The organism is Saccharopolyspora erythraea (assembly GCF_018141105.1).
GTDB classification, from domain to species: Bacteria; Actinomycetota; Actinomycetes; order Mycobacteriales; family Pseudonocardiaceae; genus Saccharopolyspora_D; species Saccharopolyspora_D erythraea_A.
Map to the genome: position 1 here is coordinate 2,756,015 of NZ_CP054839.1, position 24,319 is coordinate 2,780,333.

23 protein-coding genes are annotated in these 24,319 nt (G+C 72.1%); 19 read left to right on the plus strand and 4 right to left on the minus strand.

Annotated features, from left to right (window positions below; all coding sequences use genetic code 11):
• Positions 1 to 409 precede the first annotated feature (409 nt).
• From aspS to HUO13_RS12920, 14 genes are all read left to right on the plus strand, one after another.
• Positions 410 to 2,230, plus strand: coding sequence for an aspartate--tRNA ligase (gene aspS / locus HUO13_RS12855; protein WP_211901610.1), 1,821 nt, complete (start codon positions 410 to 412; stop codon positions 2,228 to 2,230).
• A gap of 1,089 nt (positions 2,231 to 3,319) precedes the next feature.
• Positions 3,320 to 4,531 (plus strand): phosphotransferase, encoded by a 1,212-nt coding sequence (locus HUO13_RS12860; protein ID WP_211901611.1) that lies wholly within the window; start codon positions 3,320 to 3,322, stop codon positions 4,529 to 4,531.
• A 255-nt stretch (positions 4,532 to 4,786) separates the two neighbouring features.
• The gene (locus HUO13_RS12865; protein WP_249124735.1) at positions 4,787 to 5,524 is read left to right on the plus strand and encodes a GNAT family N-acetyltransferase; all 738 of its coding nucleotides are present in this window, start codon (positions 4,787 to 4,789) and stop codon (positions 5,522 to 5,524) included.
• Positions 5,525 to 5,922: 398 nt separating this feature from the next.
• A complete protein-coding gene (locus HUO13_RS12870) occupies positions 5,923 to 6,255 on the plus strand; it encodes a hypothetical protein (RefSeq protein WP_211901613.1) in 333 nt (110 codons plus the stop codon).
• A gap of 69 nt (positions 6,256 to 6,324) precedes the next feature.
• Positions 6,325 to 6,924 carry a carbonic anhydrase gene (locus tag HUO13_RS12875; protein ID WP_211901614.1) on the plus strand — a complete coding sequence of 200 codons (600 nt, stop codon included), beginning with the start codon at positions 6,325 to 6,327 and terminating at the stop codon, positions 6,922 to 6,924.
• A gap of 95 nt (positions 6,925 to 7,019) precedes the next feature.
• Complete coding sequence (locus HUO13_RS12880; protein ID WP_211901615.1) at positions 7,020 to 8,531, plus strand: SulP family inorganic anion transporter; 1,512 nt, start codon at positions 7,020 to 7,022, stop codon at positions 8,529 to 8,531.
• 35 nt (positions 8,532 to 8,566) lie between these two features.
• Entirely contained in the window at positions 8,567 to 9,928 is a 1,362-nt protein-coding gene (locus tag HUO13_RS12885) for a replication-associated recombination protein A (protein ID WP_211901616.1), read from the plus strand.
• Positions 9,929 to 10,515: 587 nt separating this feature from the next.
• A complete protein-coding gene (locus HUO13_RS12890; protein ID WP_211901617.1) occupies positions 10,516 to 11,475 on the plus strand; it encodes a 2-hydroxyacid dehydrogenase in 960 nt (319 codons plus the stop codon).
• Positions 11,476 to 11,577: 102 nt separating this feature from the next.
• Complete coding sequence (locus HUO13_RS12895) at positions 11,578 to 11,979, plus strand: DUF948 domain-containing protein (RefSeq protein WP_009950852.1); 402 nt, start codon at positions 11,578 to 11,580, stop codon at positions 11,977 to 11,979.
• Positions 11,976 to 12,275: a hypothetical protein gene (locus HUO13_RS12900; RefSeq protein WP_249124738.1), complete on the plus strand. Its 300-nt coding sequence runs from the start codon at positions 11,976 to 11,978 to the stop codon at positions 12,273 to 12,275. Before HUO13_RS12895 ends, HUO13_RS12900 begins: the two co-directional genes overlap by 4 nt.
• Before the next feature lie 67 nt (positions 12,276 to 12,342).
• Positions 12,343 to 15,015 (plus strand): alanine--tRNA ligase, encoded by a 2,673-nt coding sequence (gene alaS, locus HUO13_RS12905; RefSeq protein ID WP_211901618.1) that lies wholly within the window; start codon positions 12,343 to 12,345, stop codon positions 15,013 to 15,015.
• Complete coding sequence (gene ruvX, locus HUO13_RS12910; protein WP_211901619.1) at positions 15,012 to 15,488, plus strand: Holliday junction resolvase RuvX; 477 nt, start codon at positions 15,012 to 15,014, stop codon at positions 15,486 to 15,488. Before alaS ends, ruvX begins: the two co-directional genes overlap by 4 nt.
• A complete protein-coding gene (gene mltG, locus HUO13_RS12915; protein WP_249124741.1) occupies positions 15,485 to 16,711 on the plus strand; it encodes an endolytic transglycosylase MltG in 1,227 nt (408 codons plus the stop codon). Before ruvX ends, mltG begins: the two co-directional genes overlap by 4 nt.
• Complete coding sequence (locus HUO13_RS12920; RefSeq protein WP_211901620.1) at positions 16,698 to 17,552, plus strand: shikimate dehydrogenase; 855 nt, start codon at positions 16,698 to 16,700, stop codon at positions 17,550 to 17,552. The genes mltG and HUO13_RS12920 overlap by 14 nt, the downstream gene beginning before the upstream one ends.
• A 15-nt stretch (positions 17,553 to 17,567) precedes the next feature.
• Here the strand turns inward: HUO13_RS12920 and HUO13_RS12925 are convergent, their stop codons facing one another.
• The 4 genes from HUO13_RS12925 to HUO13_RS12940 all read right to left on the minus strand — a co-directional run bounded on the left by HUO13_RS12925 (position 17,568) and on the right by HUO13_RS12940 (position 20,737).
• Positions 17,568 to 18,149: a hypothetical protein gene (locus HUO13_RS12925; protein WP_211901621.1), complete on the minus strand. Its 582-nt coding sequence runs from the start codon at positions 18,147 to 18,149 to the stop codon at positions 17,568 to 17,570.
• Positions 18,150 to 18,314: 165 nt separating this feature from the next.
• Positions 18,315 to 18,584 (minus strand): HPr family phosphocarrier protein, encoded by a 270-nt coding sequence (locus HUO13_RS12930; protein ID WP_009943063.1) that lies wholly within the window; start codon positions 18,582 to 18,584, stop codon positions 18,315 to 18,317.
• A 45-nt stretch (positions 18,585 to 18,629) separates the two neighbouring features.
• On the minus strand, positions 18,630 to 19,919 hold the full coding sequence (locus tag HUO13_RS12935; RefSeq protein WP_211901622.1) for a PTS transporter subunit EIIC: 1,290 nt from the start codon (positions 19,917 to 19,919) through the stop codon (positions 18,630 to 18,632).
• Entirely contained in the window at positions 19,916 to 20,737 is an 822-nt protein-coding gene (locus tag HUO13_RS12940; protein ID WP_211902854.1) for a GntR family transcriptional regulator, read from the minus strand. Before HUO13_RS12940 ends, HUO13_RS12935 begins: the two co-directional genes overlap by 4 nt.
• 285 nt (positions 20,738 to 21,022) lie before the next feature.
• Between HUO13_RS12940 and HUO13_RS12945 the strand changes: the two genes are divergently transcribed.
• From HUO13_RS12945 to HUO13_RS12965, 5 genes are all read left to right on the plus strand, one after another.
• Positions 21,023 to 21,259: a glucose PTS transporter subunit EIIB gene (locus tag HUO13_RS12945; RefSeq protein WP_009943059.1), complete on the plus strand. Its 237-nt coding sequence runs from the start codon at positions 21,023 to 21,025 to the stop codon at positions 21,257 to 21,259.
• Entirely contained in the window at positions 21,256 to 21,711 is a 456-nt protein-coding gene (locus tag HUO13_RS12950) for a PTS sugar transporter subunit IIA (protein WP_211901623.1), read from the plus strand. Before HUO13_RS12945 ends, HUO13_RS12950 begins: the two co-directional genes overlap by 4 nt.
• Positions 21,712 to 21,855: 144 nt before the next feature.
• The gene (locus HUO13_RS12955; protein ID WP_249124744.1) at positions 21,856 to 22,485 is read left to right on the plus strand and encodes a prepilin peptidase; all 630 of its coding nucleotides are present in this window, start codon (positions 21,856 to 21,858) and stop codon (positions 22,483 to 22,485) included.
• Between the two features lie 69 nt (positions 22,486 to 22,554).
• Entirely contained in the window at positions 22,555 to 23,760 is a 1,206-nt protein-coding gene (gene aroC / locus HUO13_RS12960; protein WP_211901624.1) for a chorismate synthase, read from the plus strand.
• Entirely contained in the window at positions 23,760 to 24,287 is a 528-nt protein-coding gene (locus tag HUO13_RS12965) for a shikimate kinase (protein WP_211901625.1), read from the plus strand. Before aroC ends, HUO13_RS12965 begins: the two co-directional genes overlap by 1 nt.
• The last annotated feature ends 32 nt before the right edge of the window (positions 24,288 to 24,319 follow it).

The window sequence follows — 24,319 nt, forward strand, 5'->3', positions numbered from 1 at the left end:
CACCGCGTGCGCCGAGCGGCCGAGCCGCCTCCACCCGTCGCGCCGCGCTCGCCCGCCTGCTGTACCCGCACACTGCCGTGCCCACGTGTCGCACCGCGCCGGCCTGTCGCACCGCGCGCCGCCACACCAGCCTGTCGGGCCCGCGCGCCCCGCCGCGCCCGCCGTTGCGCCACGTCCGCGTGCCACGCCACGCTCCCCGTCGCGCCCGCTGTCGCACCGCGCCCGCCTCGGCGCCGCGCCCGCTGTCGGCGCCCCGGTGGAGATAAACCTGCTCGACGGCACCCGTGCCCCGTTGGCTAGCCTTGGAGCCTCGCGTCCTCGCTGCAAGCGGGCCCCACGAGCAAGGGTGCCGGCGCCGGGGCGCCACACCGAACCACGCGCCGTCCACGTCAAGAGGAGCTCAGTACCCGTGATGCGCACGCACGAGGCCGGATCGCTTCGCGCCGGTCATGCCGGGCAGTCCGTCACCCTGGCCGGGTGGGTGGCCCGTCGCCGCGATCACGGTGGGGTGATCTTCATCGACCTCCGCGACGCCTCGGGCGTCGCCCAGGTCGTCTTCCGCGAGGGCGAGATGGCCGAACGCGCCCACCGGCTGCGCTCCGAGTTCTGCCTGCGCATCACCGGCGAGGTCGTGCGCAGGCCGGAGGGCAACGAGAACCCCGAGATCGGCACCGGCGACATCGAGGTCACCGCCACCGAGCTGGAGGTGCTCTCCGAGTCCGCCCCGCTGCCGTTCCCGCTCGACGAGCACCTGGAGGTCGGCGAGGAGACCCGGCTGCGCCACCGCTACCTGGACCTGCGCCGCAACGGCCCGGCGAAGGCCATGCGGATGCGCAGCGAGGTCAACCGCGTCGCCCGCGACGTCCTGCACGGCCGCGACTTCGTCGAGGTCGAGACGCCGACGATGACGCGCTCCACACCCGAAGGCGCCCGCGACTTCCTGATCCCGGCCCGCCTGCAGCCCGGCAACTGGTACGCGCTGCCGCAGTCGCCGCAGCTGTTCAAGCAGCTGCTGATGGTCGGCGGCCTGGAGCGCTACTTCCAGATCGCCCGCTGCTACCGCGACGAGGACTTCCGCGCCGACCGCCAGCCCGAGTTCACCCAGCTCGACATCGAGATGAGCTTCGTCGACCAGGACGACGTGATCGAGCTGGGCGAGGAGATCATCAGCGCCCTCTGGCGCGAGACCACCGGCCACGAGATCCCGCGCCCGATCCAGCGCATGACCTACGCCGACGCGATGGCCCGCTTCGGCACCGACAAGCCCGACCTGCGCTTCGGTCTCGAGCTCACCGAGATGACCGAGTACTTCGCGGACACGCCGTTCCGGGTGTTCCGCGCGCCCTACGTCGGCGCGGTCGTGATGCCCGGCGGCGCAGACCAGCCGCGGCGCCAGCTCGACGCCTGGCAGGACTGGGCGAAGCAGCGCGGTGCCAAGGGCCTGGCCTACGTGCTGGTCGGCCAGGACGGGACGCTTTCCGGCCCGGTGGCCAAGAACCTCTCCGACGGCGAGCGCGACGGCTTGGTCAAGGCGGTCGGGGCGGCCCCCGGTGACTGCGTGTTCTTCGCCGCGGGCGACCGCTCCTCCTCGCGGGCCCTGCTGGGCGCGGCGCGGCTGGAGATCGGGGAGCGCTGCGGGCTCATCGACCACGACGCGTGGTCGTTCGTGTGGGTCGTCGACGCCCCGATGTTCGAGTCGATCGACGACACCGACGACGTCGCGGTCGGCTCCGGCCGCTGGACGGCCGTGCACCACCCGTTCACCTCTCCGAACGCCGACTGGGTCGACAACTTCGAGTCCGACCCGGCCAACGCGCTCGCCTGGGCCTACGACATCGTCTGCAACGGCAACGAGATCGGCGGCGGCTCCATCCGTATCCACCGCTCCGACGTGCAGAAGCGGGTGTTCGAGCTGCTCGGTATCAGCGAGGAGCAGGCGCAGGACAAGTTCGGCTTCCTGCTCGAGGCGTTCAAGTACGGCCCGCCGCCGCACGGCGGCATCGCCTTCGGCTGGGACCGGATCTGCATGCTGCTGGCGGGCGCGGACTCGCTGCGCGACGTCATCGCCTTCCCCAAGAGCGGTGGCGGCTACGACCCGCTGACCGGCGCGCCGTCGCCGATCACGGTCGAGCAGCGCAAGGAGGCGGGTGTGGACGCCAAGCCCGCGGCCAAGGTCGGCGACGAGAGCATCTCGGTGTTCCCGCCCGGCGTGGTCGAGAAGCAGGGCTGAGCGCCGCCGGTAGCGGGCCCGGACCGGCCATCGGCCGGACCCGCGGTCGGTGAACGGCATCAGCGAAAACCGGCATCGGTTCGGGGACTGGCCCGGGGGCGGAACGTTCCGCCCCCGGGCCAGTCCCGTCCGAGCCGGAGCCGGCCCAATGAAGGCGCGGCAGGGGAGCGGGGGACGTAGGCCAAGAGGCCGAGGCGTTGCGTCGCAATGCCCTCCACAGCAGAGGAACCGGGACCGCTCGGGACCGCCGCTGGGATAAACCGGACGGACAGGCCGGCCGCAGGCCGGAGCCCAGCGCTACCGATGCCGGGCCGGTCGCTCCGACGGGGAAACTTGCGAGTCGGGGGCGGTTCCAGGGGATTCCAGCCGTGGTCACCCTGCGGATGCGGAGACCGGCCGGGTGTGCGGGGTCCCGCTCTTCCGGGTGAGGAGTGGCGATCTCGGGTAGTCGGTGGTTCGGCCCGCCAGCCACCCGAACGTGCGGTCGCAGATGTGTTCGGGCAGCCCTTGGCCGGAGGTGGCCTTCGGCACTGCGTTCGTGGGGGCGCGGGGCTTGGCGCGGTCGTAGGTACCTGGCGTCTGCGTCGTCGAGACAGGCGCCGTTGTTGTCGTCTGACGGAAGGCGGGTTTCGTCGTGGCTCGGCGGGTGTTCGTTCCGGTAACGACGGCGCCCGCGGCCGGTTACGGCGTCGTGGCGGGCGATTTCCGCGACACGGGTAGTACGCGGTTCGCGGCCGGAGTCCCGCGTGGCTGTGTGCGGAGCATCCGCGTGCTCGTCGACAGCCGCGGTGTGCGGCTGACGGCCGACAAGCCGCGCAGGGCAGGAAATCCAGGCAGGACAAGGGCTCGTAAGGCTCGTACAGCGCGCTCCGAGGGGGTAAACAGGAAGGTGGGTTGCAGGTTCTTCGCTTCCGTGCAACGTCGGCGATGCGGGGTTCCGTCATCGTCGGAGGGAAGTGCCCGGTGGCCCGTCGGAAAGGAGTCGGCTACCTGGCGAACACACAGCGTTCCTGGGTAACCACCAGTTGTGTGTCACTTGACCGGTCATGCCCGTTCGGGTTCGGGCAATGGGGGTAGGGTCTGGAGACGATGAGCGTGGAGATCACCACCGGCCCGCCGGAGGTCCGGATCCCTGCGAGCACGGAGGTGACCGATACGGTCGCCACGGCTGAAGCCGTGCTCAGCAGGCGTACGGGAGCCGCAGTGCGGCTCGCCGATGCAGAAGACCTCGGCGGGAGCGACCGTTCGGTCGTCATGCGGGTCAGGGTTGCCGAGTCCCCCTTCGAGCTGCCCAGGACCCTCGTGGTCAAGCATTACGGGGCCTGTGCGGACTCGGCTCGCTCCGACCCGTTCGCGCACGAGGCCGCGAGCTGCCAGCTCTCGACCGCGCTGCCGCCGGAGGTCCGGGTCGGCCCCGAGCTGATCGCCCACGACGTCAACGAGCGCCTGCTGGTGCTCGAGGACCTCGGCCGCGGCTCGACGCTCGCCGACGTGCTCTTCGCCGACGACCCGCGCGCCGCCGAGCGCGCCCTGCTGGCGTGGGCGCGGGCGCTGGGCAGGCTGCACACGACGATGGCGGGCAGCGAGCCGGACTTCGACGCGCTCATGCGCAGGCTGGGCACCAGGTCGTGGACCGACCCGGTGGCCGACGACATCCTGCGGTCCCTCTCGGAGCTGCCCGGGCTGCTGGAGCAGACGCTGGCCGTGCGGACCCCTCCGGGGATCGCCGAGCGGCTGGCCGACGCGGCCGCGCTGCTCGGTCCGAGCCGCTACCGCTCGTTCAGCCCGTCGGACATCTGCCCGGACAACAGCCTCGTCACCGGCACCGGCGTGCGCTTCCTGGACTTCGAGTGGGGCTGCGTGCGCGATGTCGCGCTCGACGCGGCCTACCTGCAGTACCCGTTCCCTTCGTCGTGGTGCTCCTACGCCCTGCCGGACAACCTGGCCGAGAGCATGCTCTCCACCTGGCGGTCGGAGATCGTCGAGGTGTGGCCGGAGCTCGACGACGACGAGGTGCTGCTGCCCAGGCTGTTCGACGCGCAGCTGCTGTGGGTGTGGGTCTCGACGTGGTGGTTCCTGCCGCGCACCGGCGAGACCGACCGGCCCATCGACCTGCACATGCCATCGCCGCGCCGCAGCACGGCGCTGGTGGACCGCTGGCGGCACCTGCGTGCCGACGCCGAGTCCGCGGGCATGACCGAGCTGGCCGAGTACGCGGGGCACCTGGTGGACGCGCTGGTCGACCGGTTCGGCGCGGGCGCGCTGCACCTGCTGCCCTACCCGGCGTTCCGGAACGAGTAGTTCCCGGCTGACCGACGCCCCGGCACGAGCCGCCTGAACGGACCGCTGAGAGCTCCGGGTGCGGGCACTGGCGGAAAAGCCTCGCGCCTGAACCGTCGATGCGCGAGGCGGGCCCCTCAGGGGCGCCACGGTGCTGTCCGAACGTCGAGGGGTCCGTGGTCGCCCGCGAACTCTGCCCGTGCGCCGGGAAAAGGGGTCGCCGACCCTGCATGCATCGCTATACATTCCCGTGGGAAACGATGCATGGAGGCTTCCTTGGCGATCGACCAGGTGGACCCGCACGAGGTCGAGCGCGCGGCTGCGGCGACGTGGCCCGCGTCGACGGTGCGGCCCGACGCGGGGTGGCTGCTGCGCCACTGCGGCGTGCTCGACCGTAAGCGTTCGAACTCGGCGTTGCCGCCTGCCGTAGTCGACGATCCCGCCGCGGCGGCCGAACGGGTGGAGCGCTTCTACGCCGGGCGCGGCGCACGTCCGGTCGTGCAGGTGAGTCCGCTGGAGGCGCACCGGGAACTCGACGAGTTCCTCGCCGGTCGCGGGTACGCGGCGATCGCCAGGGCCGACGCCATGGTCGCCGGCACCGCCGATGTGATCGCCAGTGCCGTCGCGCGCGAGTTCGCCGTGCGGCTGGACACGGGACCGCGCGACGGCTGGTTCGCCGCAGGCGCGGGGGCGGGGCGGCCGGTGGAGCCGGGGCTGGACGCTGTGCGTGCGCCCGCGCGCTTCGCGATCGCTTTCGCCGGGCCGATACCGGTGGGCGTCGGCTTGTTCGCGCTGGCCGGTCAGTGGTGCGGGGTCTACTGCATGGCCACCGCCGAGCGGTGGCGCAGGCGCGGTGTGGCCGGGACCTTGCTGCGCGCGGGTGCGCGTTGGGCGGCCGAGGCGGGCGCCACGCGGATGTTCCTCCAGGTCGAGGCCGACAACCCCGGCGCGGTGCTGCTCTACGAGCGGGTCGGCTTCGCGCGCTCGCACGGTTACCACTACCGGGTCCGATAAGTCCGGATTACCGGCCGTGGGCGCGGCATCGGATGAACTCCGACGACGGTCGCTCGTCTGGGTTACCCTGATCACACTTTTTGTCGCCTCTGGGCGTGGAAGCGCCCGTCGTCACCCTCGACCCCGGGTGTCCGCAACGGTCCTTTCGGGTGGATTCGCAGGTGGCGGGGCCGGGAACTCGCATTAGCATTCCTTCATTTTTGGGCGGGTACTACCCGATCCGCGACTTGCGAAGAGCCCATGGGTGTCGGATACCTTGAGTTCAACGTTTCGATACTTCCCTTCTCTAGTGTCGACGAGGACGCAGGGGAGCTCCCCTCGTCGTATCCACATAGTGGGAGGATCCAGTGGCGAGCACGGCTTGGCGCATCACGAGAGCAGGAATATTCCTGCTATTCGTGGTGTTGCTGACCATCCTCGGCCCGCTGCAGAGCTCGGCGAGTTCGGGGCCCGTCTTCCAGTCCGGTTCGTCGAAGTCCGAGACCGAGAAGCACGAGCACCGCGAGGGGCAGAAGCTCCGCGAGCGGTTGCCCGGAATCGCACTGCACCGAAGGGCTTGCCTGCCCCGCGAGCTCGGCCGGAAGCCGCTGCCGCAGGGCATGCAGCACGGCGCCCGCGACCGGGAGGCGGCCGAGCAGGCCGTGCGCTACCGGCCCCGGCTCGCGGTGCTTCCCGAACACCGGGTCAGATCACTGCATTCACCCGCCCTGCTCCAGGTGTTCCGGCACTGAGGAAACAAGCCCGAAACACGGGCCTCACGTGCCGACAACACAAGTGTTCACCTTGAGCAGGGGCGAGCAATGAATTTCGACCACTTCGTGCACCACGCACGTCGTCATCCCGGCATGCTCCCGGAGACCCGGCGCAGACAACTGGCGGCGGGTCAGCAACCGGTGGCATTGTTCATCGGCTGCTCGGACTCCCGGGTGGTTCCGTCGCAGATCACCGGCGCCGAGCCGGGGAAGCTTTTCGAGTTGCGCACCGCGGGAAATGTCGTCCCGGCTTATGTGCCGGATTCGGCTTCCAGTGAAATGGCCACGATCGAATACGCGGTCATCGTGCTGGGCGTTCCCGAGATCATCGTGTGCGGGCACTCGCACTGCGGCGCGGTGACCGCGCTCAGCGCGGCCGGGCGCGGGCTGGAGCAGCTGCCCGCGATGCGGACCTGGCTCGGCACCGACGGCATGCCCGACGTCGAGCAGGGCCCGGAGGACCCGAGCGTCCGGATCGAGAGCAAGCGCCACCTGCGGGCACAGCTCGACACGCTGCGGTCGTACCCGTTCATCCGCGAACGGGTCGACGCGGGGCAGCTGCGCCTGCACGGCTGGTTCTACGAGATCGACACCGGTCTGGTCACGGCCTGCCCGCACGACGACGTCGAGGAATTCCTCCCGCTCTGACCCGAGCGCCCCACCACGCACGCCCGCATGCGTCTACGGATGCGGGCGCGCTTCCTCATTCCTTTTTTCCGCTTCGATCTCCGCAGGAGTGCAAAGTGACGACTCAGCTCGAATCGCCACGCTCGGAGGTGCGCCGCACCGCACCGCGCTGGCCGAAGCAGACCCTCGGCGCCGACCTCGGCGCCTCCCTCGTGGTTTTCCTGGTCGCCCTGCCGCTGTGCGTGGGCGTCGCCGTCGCCTCCGGCGTGCCCGCCGAACTGGGCATCATCACCGGTGTCGTGGGCGGCATCGTGGTCGGGCTGCTGCCCGGCAGCTCGCTGCAGGTCAGCGGCCCGGCGGCCGGGCTCACGGTGCTGGTCGCCTCCGCGGTCAGCGAGCACGGCCTCGGCACCCTCGGCGTGATCGTGGCCGGGGCCGGGCTGCTGCAGATCATCATGGGCGTCGGCCGCATCGGCAGCTGGTTCCGGGCGATCTCGCCGTCGGTGGTGCAGGGCATGCTCGCCGGCATCGGCCTGGTGCTGATCCTCGGCCAGATCTACCCGGTCGGCGGCCTGCCCCAGCCGGCCCACACGCCGGAGAAGTTCGCGGGCATCCCGGACCTGCTGGTGGCCGCGACCACGACCGCGACCGGCATCAGCGGCCTGGCCGTGGCGGCGCTGACGCTGGTCGTCGCCGCGCTGTGGCAGAAGATGCCCAAGAAGGTGCGGATGGTGCCCGGCGCGCTCGTCGCCGTCGTCGTGGCCAGCGTCGTGACGCTGGTGCTGGCCCTGCCGATCAAGAAGATCGAGGTCGGCTCGCTGCTGGCCGCGATCAACGTCCCCAGCTCGGATGCCTGGGGCGGGCTGGTGAGCCCGGCGGTGCTCGGCTCGATCGTCGCCTTCGCGCTGATCGCCTCCGCGGAGAGCCTCTTCAGCGCCGCGGCCGTCGACCGCATGCACACCGGGCCCAAGACCCAGTACAACAAGGAGCTGATCGCCCAGGGCGCGGGCAACACGGTCTGCGGTGTGCTCGGCGCGCTGCCGATGACCGCGGTCATCGTGCGCAGCGCCACCAACGTGCAGGCGGGGGCGCGCACCAAGCTCTCGCGGGTGCTGCACGGCTGCTGGCTGCTGCTGTTCGTGATGGCGCTGCCGGGGGTGCTCAACTTCATCCCGACCGCGGTGCTGGCCGCCCTGCTGATCCAGGCCGGCTGGAAGCTGCTGGAGCTGCGCCAGGTGGCGGCGCTGGTCCGCGAGCACCGCTCGGAGGCGTTCGTGCTGGTGCTGACGGCGGTCATGATCGTGGCCACCGACCTGCTCATCGGCACCCTGGTCGGCCTGGGCGTGGCGATCCTCAAGACCGCGCTGGAGATGTCGCGGCTGTCGGTCGAGTCGCACCACCACGACGACCACGTGCGCGTGGAGTTCGGCGGCAACGCGACGTTCCTGCGGCTGCCCAGGCTGCTGGACCACCTGGAGCGGGTGCCCGACGGCAAGAGCGTGCACCTGGACATGACCATGGTCCGCCACCTCGACCGGGCCTGCCACCAGGCGGTCGAGCACTGGGTCGCGCAGCGCAGGCGCTCCGACGACGACGTGGAGCTGGCGCTGCCCGGCCGGACCGGCTGACCGGGCCGGTCGGGGGTGACCGGTAGCGTCGAGGCGTGACTGAGGGCCTGTTCGACGATGGCTTGTTCGGCGCCGAGGCCGATGACCGCGCAGGCGAGCGGCTGGCGGAGAACGCGCCGCTCGCGGTGCGGATGCGGCCGCGGTCGCTGGACGAGGTGATCGGGCAGAAGCACCTGCTGGGGCCGGGCGCACCGCTGCGCAGGCTGGTGGAGGGCGCGGCCCCGGCGTCGGTGCTGCTCTACGGGCCGCCCGGGACCGGCAAGACGACGCTGGCGAACCTGGTGTCGCTGGCCACCGGACGCCGGTTCGTCGCGCTCTCGGCGCTGTCGTCGGGCGTCAAGGAGGTCCGCGCGGTCATCGAGGAGGCCAGGCGCAGGCTGGGGCGCGCGGCCGAGGCCACGGTGCTGTTCATCGACGAGGTGCACCGCTTCTCCAAGACCCAGCAGGACGCGCTGCTCGGCGCGGTCGAGGACCGCACCGTGCTGCTCGTGGCGGCGACCACGGAGAACCCGTCGTTCTCCGTGGTCGCCCCGCTGCTTTCGCGCTCGCTGGTGCTGCAGCTGCGCAGCCACGGCGAGGACGACATCCGCGAGCTGGTGCGCCGCGCGGTCGCCGACGAACGCGGCCTCGGCGGTGCGGTGGAGCTGGAACCCGAGGCCGAGGCGCACCTGGTCGCCCTGGCCGGGGGCGACGCGCGGCGGGCGCTGACCGCGCTGGAGGCCGCGGCCGAGTCGGCGGGCTCCACCGGCTCGGACAAGATCGACCTGGCCACCGTGGAGGCCACCGTCGACCGGGCCGCGGTGCTCTACGACCGCGACGGCGACCAGCACTACGACGTGGTCAGCGCGTTCATCAAGTCCATCCGCGGTTCCGACGTGGACGCCGCGCTGCACTACCTGGCCAGGATGGTGGAGGCAGGCGAGGACCCCAGGTTCATCGCCCGCAGGCTGGTCGTGCACGCCAGCGAGGACATCGGCATGGCCGACCCGACCGCGTTGCAGGCCGCGGTCGCCGCCTCGCAGGCGGTGCAGTTCATCGGGATGCCCGAGGGCAGGCTCGCGCTGGCCCAGGCGACCATCCACCTGGCGACCGCGCCGAAGTCCAACGCGGTGATCACCGCTATCGACGAGGCGATGGGCGACGTGCGGGCGGGCAAGGCCGGGCCGGTGCCGCCGCACCTGCGCGACGGCCACTACGCGGGCGCGAGCCGCCTGGGCAACGCGCAGGGCTACCGCTACCCGCATGGCAGGACCGAGGGCGTGCTGGCGCAGCAGTACCCGCCGTCGGAGCTGGTGGGCCGGGACTACTACAACCCGACCGGACGAGGCGCGGAGCGCACGCTCGCAGATCGCGTGCCGAAGCTGCGCGGCATCGTCCGCGGGGAGACGCCGGGCTGAGGCGGCGCGGCACCGGCCGCTGCTCGCCCGGGCTGGCACGGGTGATCTCGGGAGGCAGACGCCCGCCGTGCGCAGGCCGGTCCTACGTGCGTGGTCTCCGGAGCGGTGGCCGGGGCGGTGCCCGGCCGGGGTAACGGCACCCGGGGCAAGGGCGCCCGGGACAACGGCGCGCGGTCGCCGTGGTGGGGAACCGGCGGTGCGGTGCTCGGCCGCGGCGGCGTCCGCCCGGCGTGGTCGGAGGCGCCGGGCCGTCGCGGGGGTGCGGCGCTCGAAGCGGTGCTCAGCACCGCGGGCAGACCCACTTGCCGGTGCCCTGCACCGGGATCATCGGGCTGCCGCAAATGGGGCAGGTCTGGCTCCTCAGCACTCGTGCCGATCGGTCGGCGAGCCTCGCCGTCATGTCCGCTCCTGGTCGTTCATCCACCCAGTCATCGGCTGCCGCGGACTCGATCAAGAGCACGCAGACGGCGGTACCTGCGTAGTGAAAGCGGGGGACGTCGCGGGCGGGGAAGACACCGGAGACCTCCGATCGGGGCACGGGTAGATTCGCGCTGCCCGGCGGATCGTCTGGACGGATTGGGGTAGTCGTGGACATCGTGGTCACCAGGTCGGTGCCGGAGTCGGCGCTGGACGTACTGCGCGCGGCGGGGGAGGTGCGGGTGTGCGGCCAGGACCGGCCGCTCGAGGTAGCCGAACTGCACGAGGCGGTGCGCGGGGCGGATGCCATCGTGTCGATGCTGCACGACCGCATCGACGACGCCGTGGCCGACGCCGCGGGGCCCGGCCTGCGGGTCGTCGCCAACGTCGCGGTCGGATACGACAACGTCGACGTCGCCGCGCTCACCCGGCGCGGCATCGCGGTCACCAACACCCCGGGCGTGCTGGTCGACGCGACCGCGGACCTGACTTTCGGCCTGCTGCTGTCGGTCACCCGCCGCCTCGGCGAGGGCGAGCGGCTGCTGCGGGCGCGGCAGCCGTGGAGCTTCCACCTGGGTTTCATGCTCGGCACCGGCCTGCAGGGCAAGACGCTGGGCATCGTCGGGCTCGGCGAGATCGGACAGGCGGTGGCCCGGCGGGCCAGGGCGTTCGGGATGCGCATCGCCTACACCGGCCGGCGCCGCGCGGCCGCCGAGGTGGAGACCGAGCTCGACGCCCGCTACCTCGCCCAGGACGACCTGCTGCGCGAGTCCGACGTCGTGTCGCTGCACTGCCCGCTGACCGAGCAGACCCGGCACCTGATCGGCGAGCGCGCCCTCGGCCTTATGAAGCCGAGCGCGGTGCTGGTCAACACCAGCCGCGGTCCGGTCGTCGACGAGCCGGCGCTGGCCACCGCGCTGCACGAGGGCCGGATCGCCGGAGCGGCGCTGGACGTCTTCGAGCGCGAACCGGCCGTCGAACCCGCGCTGCTGGAGCTGGACAATGTCGCGCTCGCCCCGCACCTGGGGTCGGCGACGATCGAGACCCGGACCGCGATGGCCGAGCTCGCGGCCCGCAACGTGGCGGCCGTGCTCGGCGGGAACGCGCCGGTCACGCCGGTGGCGGGGTAAGCACGGGACTCGCCCGGCCGTTCGGTAACCTGACCGCGATCAATCCACCGGCAGTGTGACAGACCGGTGGCCGCACACCACGTGGAAATACGGGAGGGGCACGTGACGCCCACGCAGATCGCCGCGCTCATCGCGGCAGGCGCGTTCGTGCTGCTGGTCGTGCTGCTGGCGATCCCGCTGGTCAAGCTCGGCCGCACGCTGGACGAAGCGACCGTCGCTATCCGCAAGGCGCACGAGAACTCCGACCCGCTGTTCACCGGCGCGAACACGACGCTCACCCACGTCAACACCCAGCTCGAGCGGGTCGACGGCATCACCGCCAACGCCAAGACCGTCAGCGGCAACGTCTCGGCCTTGTCCTCGCTGTTCACGGCTACACTTGGTGGGCCGTTGGTGAAGACCGCGGCCTTCTCCTACGGAGTCAGCAAGGCGCTGCGCGCCCGGCGCAAGCGCAAGGAAGAGCCCGCGGGCAGGCACTCCCGGCGCAAGGGTGGTCGCAAGTGAGGCGCATGTTCTGGTTCGGCGCCGGTATCGCCGCCGGTGTCGCGATTAGCCGCAAGCTCGGCGAGACCGCGCGCAAGGCGACCCCCACCGGGGCCGCCGAGCAGCTCGGCGGTGCGATGCGCGAGCTCGCGGGAGCGGTCGGGTCCTTCGGCGCGGACGTCCGCGCCGGGATGAGCGAGCGGGAGCGGGAGCTGCACGAGGTCGTCGAGCGCGCCGACGACTCCTACGGCGCGACCGGCACCGACGACGACGCCCGGCGGGCGCGGGAGCGGCGAGCTCGGCGGGCGGGCCGCTGACGCCCGGAGCGTCCGCGCGTCCCGCCGCCACCGATCTCCCGACACCGCCCACCTCGAAGGACCCACCGTGCAGACCCACGAGATCAACCAGCGCTTCACCGAGCACTTCCGCAAGGCCGGGCACACCGTGGTGCCCAGCGCCTCGCTGATCCTGGACGACCCGACGCTGCTGTTCGTCAACGCCGGGATGGTGCAGTTCAAGCCCTACTTCCTGGGTGATGCCCCGGCGCCGTACCCGCGGGCCACCAGCATCCAGAAGTGCGTGCGCACCGGTGACATCGACGAGGTCGGCAAGACCACCCGCCACAACACGTTCTTCCAGATGGCGGGCAACTTCTCCTTCGGCGACTACTTCAAGGAAGGCGCCATGGAGCACGCCTGGGGGCTGCTCACGAGCTCCCAGGCCGACGGCGGCTACGGCTTCGACCCGGAGCGGTTGTGGGTCACCGTCTTCGAGAAGGACCAGGAGGCCGCCGCGCTCTGGCAGAAGGTCACCGGCATCCCCGCCGAGCGGATCCAGGTGCGCGACGCCAAGGACAACTACTGGGACATGGGCGTGCCCGGTCCGGGCGGTCCCTGCTCGGAGATCTACTACGACCGCGGCCCGAAGTACGGCCGCGAGGGCGGTCCGGTCGTCGACGAGGACCGCTACATCGAGATCTGGAACCTCGTGTTCATGCAGGACATCCGAGGTGAGCTGCCGCCCAAGGAAGGGCACCCGCCGATCGGTGAGCTGCCGACCAAGAACATCGACACCGGCATGGGCGTCGAGCGGGTCGCCTGCCTGCTGCAGGGCGTGGAGAACGTCTACGAGACCGACCTGGTCCGCCCGGTCATCGCCAAGGCCGAGGAGCTCTCCGGCCGCAGCTACGGCGCCAGCCACGAGGACGACGTCCGCTTCCGCGTGATCGCCGACCACGCCCGCTCCGGCGTGATGCTCGTCGGCGACGGCGTCACCCCCGGCAACGAGGCCCGCGGCTACGTGCTGCGCCGCCTGCTGCGCCGCATCATCCGCTCGACCCGCCTGCTCGGCGTGCACGAGCCGGTGCTGGGCGAGTTCGCGGCGGTCGTGCGCGACGCGATGGCCCCGAGCTACCCGGAGCTGGTCACCGAGTTCGACCGAATCGACTCGGTGATGCGCAACGAGGAGGACGCCTTCCTGTCCACCCTCACCGCGGGATCGAAGATCTTCGACCTCGCCGTCGCCGACACCAGGAAGGCCGGCGGCACCCAGCTCGCCGGTGCCAAGGCGTTCCAGCTGCACGACACCTACGGCTTCCCGATCGACCTGACCCTGGAGATGGCCTCCGAGCAGGGCCTCTCGGTCGACGAGCAGGGCTTCCGGGAGCTGATGAGCGAGCAGCGCCGCCGCGCCAAGGAGGACGCCAAGGCCCGCAAGTCCGGACACGGCGACCTGTCGACCTACCGCTCGCTGCTGGACGAGCACGGCACCACCGAGTTCCTCGGCTACACCGACCTGCAGGCGCAGAGCCGGGTGCTGGGCCTGCTGGTGGACGGGGTGCCGGCGAAGTCGGCCGCCGCGGGCACCGAGGTCGAGCTGATCCTGGACCGCACCCCGTTCTACGCCGAGGGCGGTGGCCAGATCGCCGACACCGGCAGACTGACCGGTCCGGGCGTGGAGGTCGAGGTCCACGACGTGCAGCGCGCGGTGCCCGGCCTGTTCGTGCACCGGGCCAAGGTCACCGCGGGTGAGCTGGGCGTCGACACCAGCCTGGAGGCGGCCGTCGACTCCAGGCGCAGGCACGCCATCGAGCGCTCGCACTCGGCGACGCACCTGGTGCACGCCGCGGTCCGCAGCGCCTACGGCAAGCGCGCCGCGCAGGCCGGTTCGCTGAACTCGCCCGGCCGGATGCGCTTCGACTTCACCGCCCCGGCCGCGGTTTCGGGCTCGGTGCTCGGCGGCGTGGAGGAGGAGGTCAACGACTACCTCCAGAACGACGTCGAGGTGCGGTCCTACACCACCACCATGGACCGGGCCATGGAGCTCGGCGCCGTCGCGCTGTTCGGCGAGAAGTACGGCGACCAGGTGCGCGTGGTCGACATGGGCGACTACTCCCGCGAGCTGTGCGGTGGCACGCACGTCGGCCGCATCGGCCAGCTCGGCGTGGTCAAGCTGGTCGCCGACTCCTCGGTCGGCTCCGGCGTGCACCGGGTCGAGGCCCTGGTCGGCATGGACGCCATGCGCCACATCAGCAAGGAGCACCTGCTGGTCACCCAGCTCGCCGAGCAGTTCAAGGTGCCCGCCGAGGAGCTGCCCGAGCGCATCGCCGGTGTGGTGAGCAGGCTGCGCAGCGCCGAGAAGGAGCTCGAGCAGCTGCGGGTCGCCCAGGTGCTCCAGTCGGCCGGCGCGCTGGCCGACAAGGGCACCGACGTGCACGGCGTGACGCTGGTGGCCGAGCAGGTGCCCGACGGCGTCGACGGCGGCGCGCTGCGGGCGCTGGCCGGCGAGGTGCGCGGACGGCTGGGCTCCCGGCCCGCCGTGGTCGCGCTGTTCTCCTCCGACGGCGACAAGGTCAGCTTCGTGGTCGGCGTCAACACACCCGGCCAGGACCTCGGGCTCAAGGCTGGCAAGCTGGTGCCCTCCTTCGCCGCCGAGGTCGGCGGTCGCGGCGGCGGCAAGCCCGACATGGCCCAGGGCGGCGGCTCGAACCCGGCGGGGATCACCGCCGCGATCGCCGCGCTGCGCACCGGTCTCGATCAGGCGGTGGCTCGCGGGTGAACGCGCAAGGCAGCGGGCACCGGCCCGGCCCCGGACGGCGTCTGGGGATCGACGTCGGTGCGGTCCGCGTCGGCGTCGCGCTCAGCGACCCGGCGCCGATGCTGGCCACCCCGCTGGTCACATTGCAGCGCGACGCCGAAGGCGGCGGCGATCTCGGCAGGCTCGCCGAGATCGTCACCGAGAACGAGGTGGTCGAGGTCGTCGTCGGCATGCCCAGGACGCTCGCGGGCAGGCACGGCCCGGCCGCCGAGGCCGCGGAGAGCTACGGCACCGCGCTCGCGGAGCGGATAGCCCCGGTGCCTGTGGTCTACTCCGACGAACGGCTGACCACCGTCACCGCCAGCCGGATGCTGAGCAAGCGCGGCGTGCGCGGTAAGAAGCAACGGGCCGTGGTCGACCAGGCCGCGGCCGTCGAGATTCTGCAGGCGTGGTTGGACTCTCGGGGGAACACGACACGAGAGGAACTTTCGTGAGCGACGATCTCGGACTGTTCGCAGACGATTCCGGGGAGACGACGCGGCCGCGCGGGCGCAGGCAGGTGCGCGAGGAGCGGGAGAGGTTCCGCCGTCGCCGCCGCCAGCGTTCGGTGACCGCGCTGGCGGGCCTGTTCGTCCTGCTGCTGGTGGGCACCGGAGTGGTCTACGGGGTCAGCCAGTTCCTGCAGATCGGCACCTACGACGACTACCAGGGCCAGGGCACCGGCGACGTCGTCGTCGAGGTCGAGTCCGGCGACACCGTCAGCGCCATCGGCACCAAGCTGCGCCAGGCCGACGTGGTGGCCAGCACCAAGGCGTTCGTCAAGGCGGCCGAGAACAACCGGCAGATCAACGGCATCCAGCCGGGCTTCTACCTGATGAAGTCGAAGATGTCGGGCCAGGCCGCGGTGACCCACATCCTTTCGCCGGAGGCGAAGACCGGGCGGGTCGAGGTGCGCGGCGGGCAGCGGCTGGAGGACCAGCTCACCCCCGACGGCGGGCACTCACCCGGCATCCTGACCAAGCTCGCGGAGGCCACCTGCGCGGGTGCGCAGGGCAGCAGGCCGTGCGCGACACCCGAGCAGATGCACGAGGTGGCCGCGACCGCGGACCTGGCGTCGCTCGGCGTGCCGGAGTGGGCGCTGGAGGGCGCTTCCAAGGCCGAGCCCAAGCGCCGCCTGGAGGGCCTGATCATGCCGGGCATCTACGACATCAAGCCCGGTGAGGCGCCCGAGGAGGTGCTGCGCCAGGTAGTCACCAAGTCGGCGGCGATGCTGGAGGCGGCCGGCATGCCGCAGGCGGCCGAGTCGACGGGTCACTCGCCCTACGAAGTGCTGATCATCGCCTCGCTGGTGCAGAGCGAGGGGATCGCGAAGGACTTCCCGAAGGTCTCGCGGGTGGTCTACAACCGGTTGACCCACCCGGTGATCCGGCTCGGGCTCGACTCGACGATCAACTACCCGCTCGACAAGCCGACGCTGCTGACCAAGCCGGAGGACCGGCAGCGGCCCGGGCCGTACAACACCTACCTGAACTACGGCCTGCCGCCGACGCCGATCTCGACGGTCAGCAAGGAGGCCGTCGCCGCGGCGGAGAAGCCGGAGGAAGGCGGCTGGAAGTACTTCGTCAAGTGCTACCCGGACGGCACCTCCTGCTTCGCCAACAACGACCAGGAACACCAGGCCTTCATCGAAGAGGCGCGCAAGCGTGGCGCGTTCTGAGGCCCGCCGGGCCGGCGTCGTCGGCAAGCCGATCGAGCACTCGCTCTCGCCGGTGCTGCACGGCGCCGCCTACGCGGAGCTGGGCCTCGGCGACTGGACCTACGAGCGGATCGAGGCCGACGCCGACGAGCTGCCCGGGCTGGTCGGCGGTCTCGGTCCGGAGTGGGCCGGGCTGTCGGTGACGATGCCGGGCAAGCGCGCCGCGCTGGCCTTCGCCGACGTGGTCACCGACCGCGCGGCCGCGGTCGGGGCGGCCAACACCCTGACCCCGCGTCCGGGCGGAGGCTGGGCGGCCGACTGCACCGACGTCGAGGGGGTGACCGGCGCGCTGCGCGCGGCGGGAGGGTTCACCACCGGACACCGGGCGCTGCTGCTGGGCGCGGGCGGCACGGCCGCCGCGGCCCTGGCGGGGCTGGCCGAACTGGGCATCCGCGAGGTGGTGCTCGCGGTCCGCGAGCCCGCCAGGGCGGGCCAGGCGCTGGAGACCGCGCAGCGGGTGGGCCTGCGGGTGCGGACCGAGCGGCTCGACGACGTGGACCTCGCGGCCGAGGTGCCGGCCGCCGACGTCGTGGTCTCGACGCTGCCCGCCGGTGCGGTCGACGCCCACGCGCCCGCGCTGGCGCGCTCGGCGTGCTTGCTCGACGTCGTCTACCACCCGTGGCCGACACCGCTGGCCACCGCCGTGGCCGCCGCGGGCGGACGGCTGGCGACCGGCCTGGACATGCTGCTGCACCAGGCGTTCGGGCAGGTCGAGCAGTTCACCGGCCGCACCGCTCCGCGCCGCGCGATGCGCGACGCGCTGGCGGCGGCGACCGGCGGGCAGGTGCCCCTCCCGCTGTGAGCGGCGCGCCTCGGCTCACCGGTAGGTGGCGTCGGCCGGGGACCCGCCCTGCACCTGCTCGATGCGTTCGGCCTGCATCGCGGCCAGCCGCTGCGCCACGTCGGTGCCCCTGGACTCGTCGGTGATGACCGCGACGACGGTGCCCACCCGCAGCACCACCCGGGTCTCGTCGGAGTCCTGGTAGGCGTGGCTCTCGTCGCCGACGGCGGGCAGGTCGATCTCGGTGAGGTCGTCCTTGCCGCCCAGCGAGTCCACCAGCGCCCCGTACCGGGACCCGGCGCCGTCCGGAGTGCCGAAGGCCTGCAGGCCCACCGTCGCCGAGTCGCCTCCTGGCCGCTCCACCTCCTGCTTGGCCACGACCAGGACGCCTTCGCAACCCGCCTTGGTGTCGTACCGGCAGCCGTTCACCGCGTCGTCGCCGGTGGCGAGCCGGGTGTCGGAGTGGTCGGCCGACCAGCCGGCGGGCAGCGCCCTGGCGTCCGGGAGGGCCTGCTGCACCTGCTGCGAGTTCAGCGGTGCGCCTGAGCCGTCACAACCGGACAGGGCGGCCACCAGCGCTGCCGACAACGCCCCGCGCGCCCACAACTGGTCGTTCATCTTCCATCCCCTCGGCCGCTGCGGTGTGGGTCCCGGGTGGGACGCGGCACGATCATGGAAGGTTCCGGTGCGAGCTGTCGAGCATCGCCGGTCCAACAGGACTAGCCGTGTACGTACGAGGTCCCCTGCCGTCCGGCAGGGGACCTCGTACGTCGGTGGGGCGGCTCAGCTCTCGTCGAGGTCCGAGCCCACCAGCTGGACCAGGTGGTCCAGCGCGGCCTCGGCGCCTTCGCCCTCGGCCGACAGAACGACCTCGTCGCCGTGCGCCGCGCCCAGCGTCATCAGGCCGAGGATGCTGCCTGCCTCCACCGGCTGGGTGTCGTCCTTGCGGATCGTGATCTTGACCGACTGCGCGGCGGCGGCCTTGGCGACCAGGGCCGCCGGACGCGCGTGCAGTCCCACCTTGCTCGCCACGGTGACCCGTCGCTCAGGCATGGATGCTCCGTTCTCGAATAGGCTCACGCGCCGGTCGCGGCCGGCTCAGCTGCGGGCACCGCCGGTGTCGGGGTCCGGTGCGCCGCTCCCGGCATTATCCGTGCTCCCCCGGGGTGCCGACGATGTGTCTCCGCTCGCAGCCTGCTCGGTGGCCGCGGCGCCTTCCTCCTCCTCGCGTCCGGGGGTGCGCAAGTTCCACTTGGTGATGATGAAGCGGAACAGGAAGTAGTAGACGACGGCGTAGCCCAGTCCGATCGGGATGATCAGCAGCGCCTTCTGCGAGATGCCGAAGTTGAGCACGTAGTCGATCGCCCCGGCCGAGAAGCCGAAGCCGGTGTGGATGTCCAGCGCGTTGACCAGGGCCATCGACGTGCCGGTGAGCACGGCGTGGATCAGCAGCAGCGGCCAGGCCACGAAGATGAACGAGAACTCCAGCGGCTCGGTGATGCCGGTGAGGAACGCGGTCAGCGCGGTGGAGAGCATCACGCCGCCGACGATCTTGCGCTGCGAGGGCTTCGCGCACTGCCAGATCGCCAGCGCCGCGGCGGGCAGGGCGAACATGAAGATCGGGAAGAAGCCGGTCATGAAGGTGCCCGCGGACGGGTCACCGCCGAAGAAGCGCGCGATGTCGCCCTTCTCGCCGTTGTAGTCGCCGAACAGGAACCACACGACGTTGTTCGGGATGTGGTGCAGGCCGAACGGCAGCAGCAGGCGGTTGACCACGCCGTAGACGCCGCCGCCGATCACGGCGTTGGCCGTGACGGCGTCGCTGAAGGCGGTCAGCCCCGCGTCGAACAGCGGGAACAGCAGACCCATCACGACGCCGATGACCAGCATCGCGACCGAGGTGACGATCGGCACGAACCGGCGCCCGCCGAAGAAGCCGAGGTAGTCGGGCAGCTTGATGCGGTGGTAGCGCTGCCACAGCCACGCCGCGACCAGACCGGCGATGATGCCGCCGAGCACGCCGTAGGGGCCCTTGTTGTAGGCGGTGCCCTCCTCGGGCTTGGCGATCTCCCACAGCACGCCGGAGAGCACCAGGTAGCCGACCGCCGCCGACAGCGCGGTCGAGCCGTCGGCCTTCTTGGCGAAGCCGATGGCCACGCCGATGGCGAACAGCAGAGGCAGGTTGTCGAACAACGCCCCACCCGCCGCGCCGATGACGCCGGCGACCGTCTGCAGGCCCGGAACGGCTCCGAGCAGGTCGTCCTGACCCAGGCGCAGCAGCAGCGCCGCCGCGGGCAGGACCGCGATGGGCAGCATCAGGCTGCGGCCCAGTCTTTGCAGCAGTGCGAATCCCTTGCTGCCGGACGCCGGTGGGGCGCTGGCACTCATCGGTTACCTCCTGGTAGGCGGTCGTGGCCTTGCAAGTCGTCCGGGTTGCGGTCGAGCCGCATCGTCACCTGGTACAGGTCACCCCGGTACCAGGAAGTCATGTCCTCCACGGGCCGTCCCTGCGCGGTGGACACCCGCCGGAACACCAGCACCGGGCTGCCCGGGCGGACGCCGAGCAGCCGGGCGGTCTCCGGGTCGGCGCCCTCGGCCAGCACGGTCTGCGTCCCCTGCTCCAGCCGCACGCCGTAGACGCGGTCGAGCAGCGTGTAGAGCGAGTCGGTGAGGCGCTGGTCGAGCAGGCCGGGCACCAGCTCGGGGTGGTACCAGCCGCGCTCGACGGCCATCGGCGCGCCGTCGGCCTTGCGCAGCCGGAACAGCCAGTACGCCGCGCTCTCGGCGGGCAGGCCCAGCGCCTCGGCCGTGGCCTGCGGCGGCACGGCCTCGGCGCCGTCGAGCACCACGGTCTCCGGGCGCATCCCCCGGCGGCGCATGTCCTCGCTGAAGGACGCCAGGTGCAGGGCGGAGTCGACGCGGGGCCGGGTGGTGAAGGTGCCCTTGCCGCGCACCCGCACCAGCAGGCCGTCGGCGACCAGCTGCCCGACGGCCTCGCGCACCGTCAGCCGGGAGACGCCGTAGCGCGTGGCCAGCTCACGTTCCGACGGGACCGGCGAGCCGGGCAGCAATTCGACGGAGGCGAGCTCGCGGAGGATCTCCCGGAGCTGCACGTGCTTGGGCAGCGGCCCGTCGCGCAGCGCGTCGGAGGCGAGGTGCACCTCCCGACGACGCTGTTCGCCTCCGGTGGTCCCGCCGGGGTCCACCGTGCGCTGTGCGGCCACGCTGCCTCCTGTGGGACTGGGGTGCGCAGGCTCTCCGACGATGATCCGAGGTCGGCGTCGATCTCGCTCGCTCTGCTGCTGTTCAGTCCCGTTCGCTGGTTGGTACTGTCCGGTCTAAACCAGTTGGATGCGAAGATTGCGCGGTCCGCGTGCGGGTGTCAAGGCGGTGTGGTTTTCGTTGCCGCATCGACATCCGGTGGCGCAAGATCGTCTGGACCGCGGGCCGGGCGCGGGTCGCGCACCGGCTGACGACGAAGGGAGCTCGGGGTGGCTGCTGACAAGGCCGCCGCGATCCTGGCCGCACTGGGCGGCGGGAGCAACGTGGTGGAGATCGAGCCGTGCATCACGCGGCTGCGCTGCGAGGTCAGCGACGGGGCGAAGGTCGATGAAGCGGGCCTGAAGGCCGCGGGGGCGCACGGCGTGATGCGCCAGGGTTCGATCGTGCAGGTGGTCGTCGGACCGGAGGCCGACTCGCTGGCCGAGGACATCGAGGACCTGTTGTGAGCATCGAGGTGGGCAGCCCGGTCCGGGGGCTGGCGGCCCCGATCAGCGAGGTCCCGGACCCGGTGTTCTCGCAGGCGATGGTCGGTCCCGGCGTCGCGGTGAAGCCCGAGCAGGGCAGCGCCGACGCCGTCGCCCCGATCGCGGGGACGGTCGCGACGCTGCACCCGCACGCGTTCGTCGTCGCCGCGCCGGGCGGTACGGCGATCCTGGTCCACCTGGGCATCGACACGGTCAAGCTCAAGGGCGAGGGCTTCACGCTGCACGTGGCCAAGGGCGACGTGGTCGAGGCCGGGCAGCGCATCGTGACCTGGAACCCCACCGAGGTCGAGTCGCACGGCTACTCCTCGGTGTGCCCGGTCGTGGCGCTCGACGTCGAGGCGGAGGCGCTCAGCGACCTGCGCGAGGACGGCCAGGTCGAGGCAGGCGACGCGTTGTTCGCAGTCAGCGGCTGACAAGTCCCCCGCAGGTCTCCTGGTCTGCCATAGCGCCCCAGGAGACCTGCGGGGCACCCGCCTTGCAGCGCGCGGGTACACGACACGCGGGTCTTCGCCGCCGGCGTCCCGCCGTCGGGCGGGCGCCCGGCCGATCCTTCGCCGGTGGTCTGGTCTGTGGTGGCCGGGATGGCGGGTGTCGTCGCCGGCGGGTTGGGCGGGGTGCTGCTGCGTTCGCTGCGCAGGGGCGTGGTGGTGCCGAGGTTCGCGTGCGGGCCCGCGGTCGCGGTGCTGTGGTCGGGGGTGGCGGTCTCGGCCATCTGTGGCTGGATGCCGCCGTGGTGGGTTCCGGTGCCGCTGTGGCTGGGCTGGCTCGCGGTCCTGCTCACCGCGTGCGACGTGATCGCGCGCCGGCTCCCCGACGCGCTCACCCTCACCGCCTACCCGGTGGCCGCGGTGCTGCTGGCAGTGGCGGACCCGGTCCTGCTCCTCGGCGGTCTCACCGGTCTGGTCCTCTTCGCCGGTCTCTACCTGGGCGTTCGCGTCCTCTCGCCGGCGTCGATGGGGCCGGGGGACGTGAAGCTGGCCGGGAGCCTGGGCGCCGTCGTCGGCGCGGTGTCGGTTCCCGCCGTGCTGGGCTGCGTCGCCGTGGCGGCGGCGCTGACGCTGGTGGTAGCGGCCCGGTCCCGGGGCGGTGCGGTCGCGCACGGCCCGGCGATGCTGGCGCCCGCGTGGCTGGTCACGGCCCTCCCGGCGGCGTTCGGCGGTCCGGCGATCACCCCGGGTGCCTGGTGAGCCGTGATTCCGCCGGATGTAGCACCCGGAAGCGTCCGGCCAGCACCTATCGTGGCAGGATCTACAGGTGTGCTGCGCTGGATGACCGCTGGAGAATCGCACGGCCCCGCCCTGGTCGCGGTGCTGGAGGGAATGGTCGCCGGGGTCGAGGTGACCACCGCCGACATCGCCGCCGAACTGGAGCGGCGCAAGCTCGGCTTCGGTCGCAGCCCCCGGATGAACTTCGAGGCCGACGAGCTGGAGATCATCGGCGGCGTGCGGCACGGCCGCACCCAGGGCGGCCCGGTCGCGGTGCGCATCGCCAACACCGAGTGGCCCAAGTGGGAGCAGGTGATGGCCGCCGACCCGGTCGATCCCGACGTGCTCGCCTCGCTGGCCCGCAACGAGCCGCTCACCCGCCCGCGCCCCGGTCACGCCGACCTGCCCGGCATGCAGAAGTACGGCTTCGAGGAGTCGCGCCCGGTGCTGGAGCGCGCGAGCGCGCGCGAGACCGCCGCGCGGGTCGCGGTGGGCACGGTCGCCCGGCACTTCCTGCGCCAGCTGATCGGCGTCGAGATCGTCAGCCACGTCGTCAGCCTCGGTGCCGTCAGCGCCGAGTCGGACCACCTGCCCGGCCCGGACGACCTCAAGGCCATCGACGACAACCCCGTGCGCGCCTTCGGCGACACCGCGACCGAGCGGATGATGGCCGAGGTCGACGCGGCCAAGAAGGACGGCGACACCCTCGGTGGCGTCGTCGAGGTCATCGCCTACGGCTTGCCGCCGGGCATCGGCTCGCACGTGCACTGGGACCGCAAGCTCGACGCCCGGCTGGCGGGCGCGCTGATGAGCATCCAGGCGATCAAGGGCGTGGAGATCGGCGAGGGCTTCGCCAACGCGCACCGGCGCGGCAGCGCCGCCCACGACGAGATCTACCCGGCCGAAGGCGAGCGCTGGGTGCGCCGCGGCAGCAACCGCGCGGGCGGTCTGGAAGGCGGCATCACCAACGGCGAGCCGCTGATCGTGCGCGCGGCCAAGAAGCCCATCTCCAGCCTGCCCCGCGCACTGGCGACGGTGGACGTCGTCACCGGCGAGCCCGCGCAGGCGATGCACCAGCGCTCCGACATCACCGCCGTGCCCCGCGCGGCCGTGGTCGCCGAGACGATGGTGGCGCTCGTGCTGGCCGAGGCCGTGCTGGAGAAGTTCGGCGGCGACTCGCTGCCGGAGACCCGCCGCAACGTCGAGGGCTACCTGGCCGGGTTGCGGGAGCGCGCCGAGAAGCGGCAGGTGCGCTGATGAGCCCGTGCGCTGTGGTCGTCGGCCCGCCCGGGGCCGGCAAGACGACGGTCGGACGGCTGCTGGCCGACCGGCTCGGCGTGGCCTTCCGCGACACCGACGACGACGTCGTGCGCGAGGCGGGCAAGCCGATCGCCGAGATCTTCACCGGCGACGGCGAGCCCGCGTTCCGCGCCATGGAGGAGCGGGCGGTGGCCGCCGCGCTGACCGAGCACGACGGCGTGCTCTCCCTCGGCGGCGGTTCGGTGCTCTCCGAGCGCACCCGCGCGCTGCTGGACGAGCAACCGGTGGTCTTCCTGTCGGTGGGCCTGGCCGAGGGCGCCCGCCGCACCGGGCTGTCCACCGCGCGGCCGCTGCTGGCGGGGGTGAACCCGCGCGCGACGTTCAAGGCGCTGCTGGACGCCCGCCTGCCGCTCTACCGGGAGGTGGCGACCTGGGAGCTGGCCACCGACGGGGTCGAGCCGGACACGCTGGTCGACCGGCTCGTCGAGCGGGTCACCGCCGACCGCGCGGCCGGTCGTGAATAATCCCAGTCGAAACGATCTTGCAGAGATGGGGA

What these genes read in the sequence shown, in the direction of transcription:
- HUO13_RS12930 (WP_009943063.1), bottom strand. Translation starts at nt 18,584, where the DNA reads ATGCCTGAGCGACGGGTCACCGTGGCGAGCAAGGTGGGACTGCACGCG.
- HUO13_RS12875 (WP_211901614.1), top strand. Translation starts at nt 6,325, where the DNA reads ATGAATTTCGACCACTTCGTGCACCACGCACGTCGTCATCCCGGCATG.
- HUO13_RS12860 (WP_211901611.1), top strand. Translation starts at nt 3,320, where the DNA reads ATGAGCGTGGAGATCACCACCGGCCCGCCGGAGGTCCGGATCCCTGCG.
- HUO13_RS12935 (WP_211901622.1), bottom strand. Translation starts at nt 19,919, where the DNA reads ATGAGTGCCAGCGCCCCACCGGCGTCCGGCAGCAAGGGATTCGCACTG.
- HUO13_RS12925 (WP_211901621.1), bottom strand. Translation starts at nt 18,149, where the DNA reads ATGAACGACCAGTTGTGGGCGCGCGGGGCGTTGTCGGCAGCGCTGGTG.
- HUO13_RS12965 (WP_211901625.1), top strand. Translation starts at nt 23,760, where the DNA reads ATGAGCCCGTGCGCTGTGGTCGTCGGCCCGCCCGGGGCCGGCAAGACG.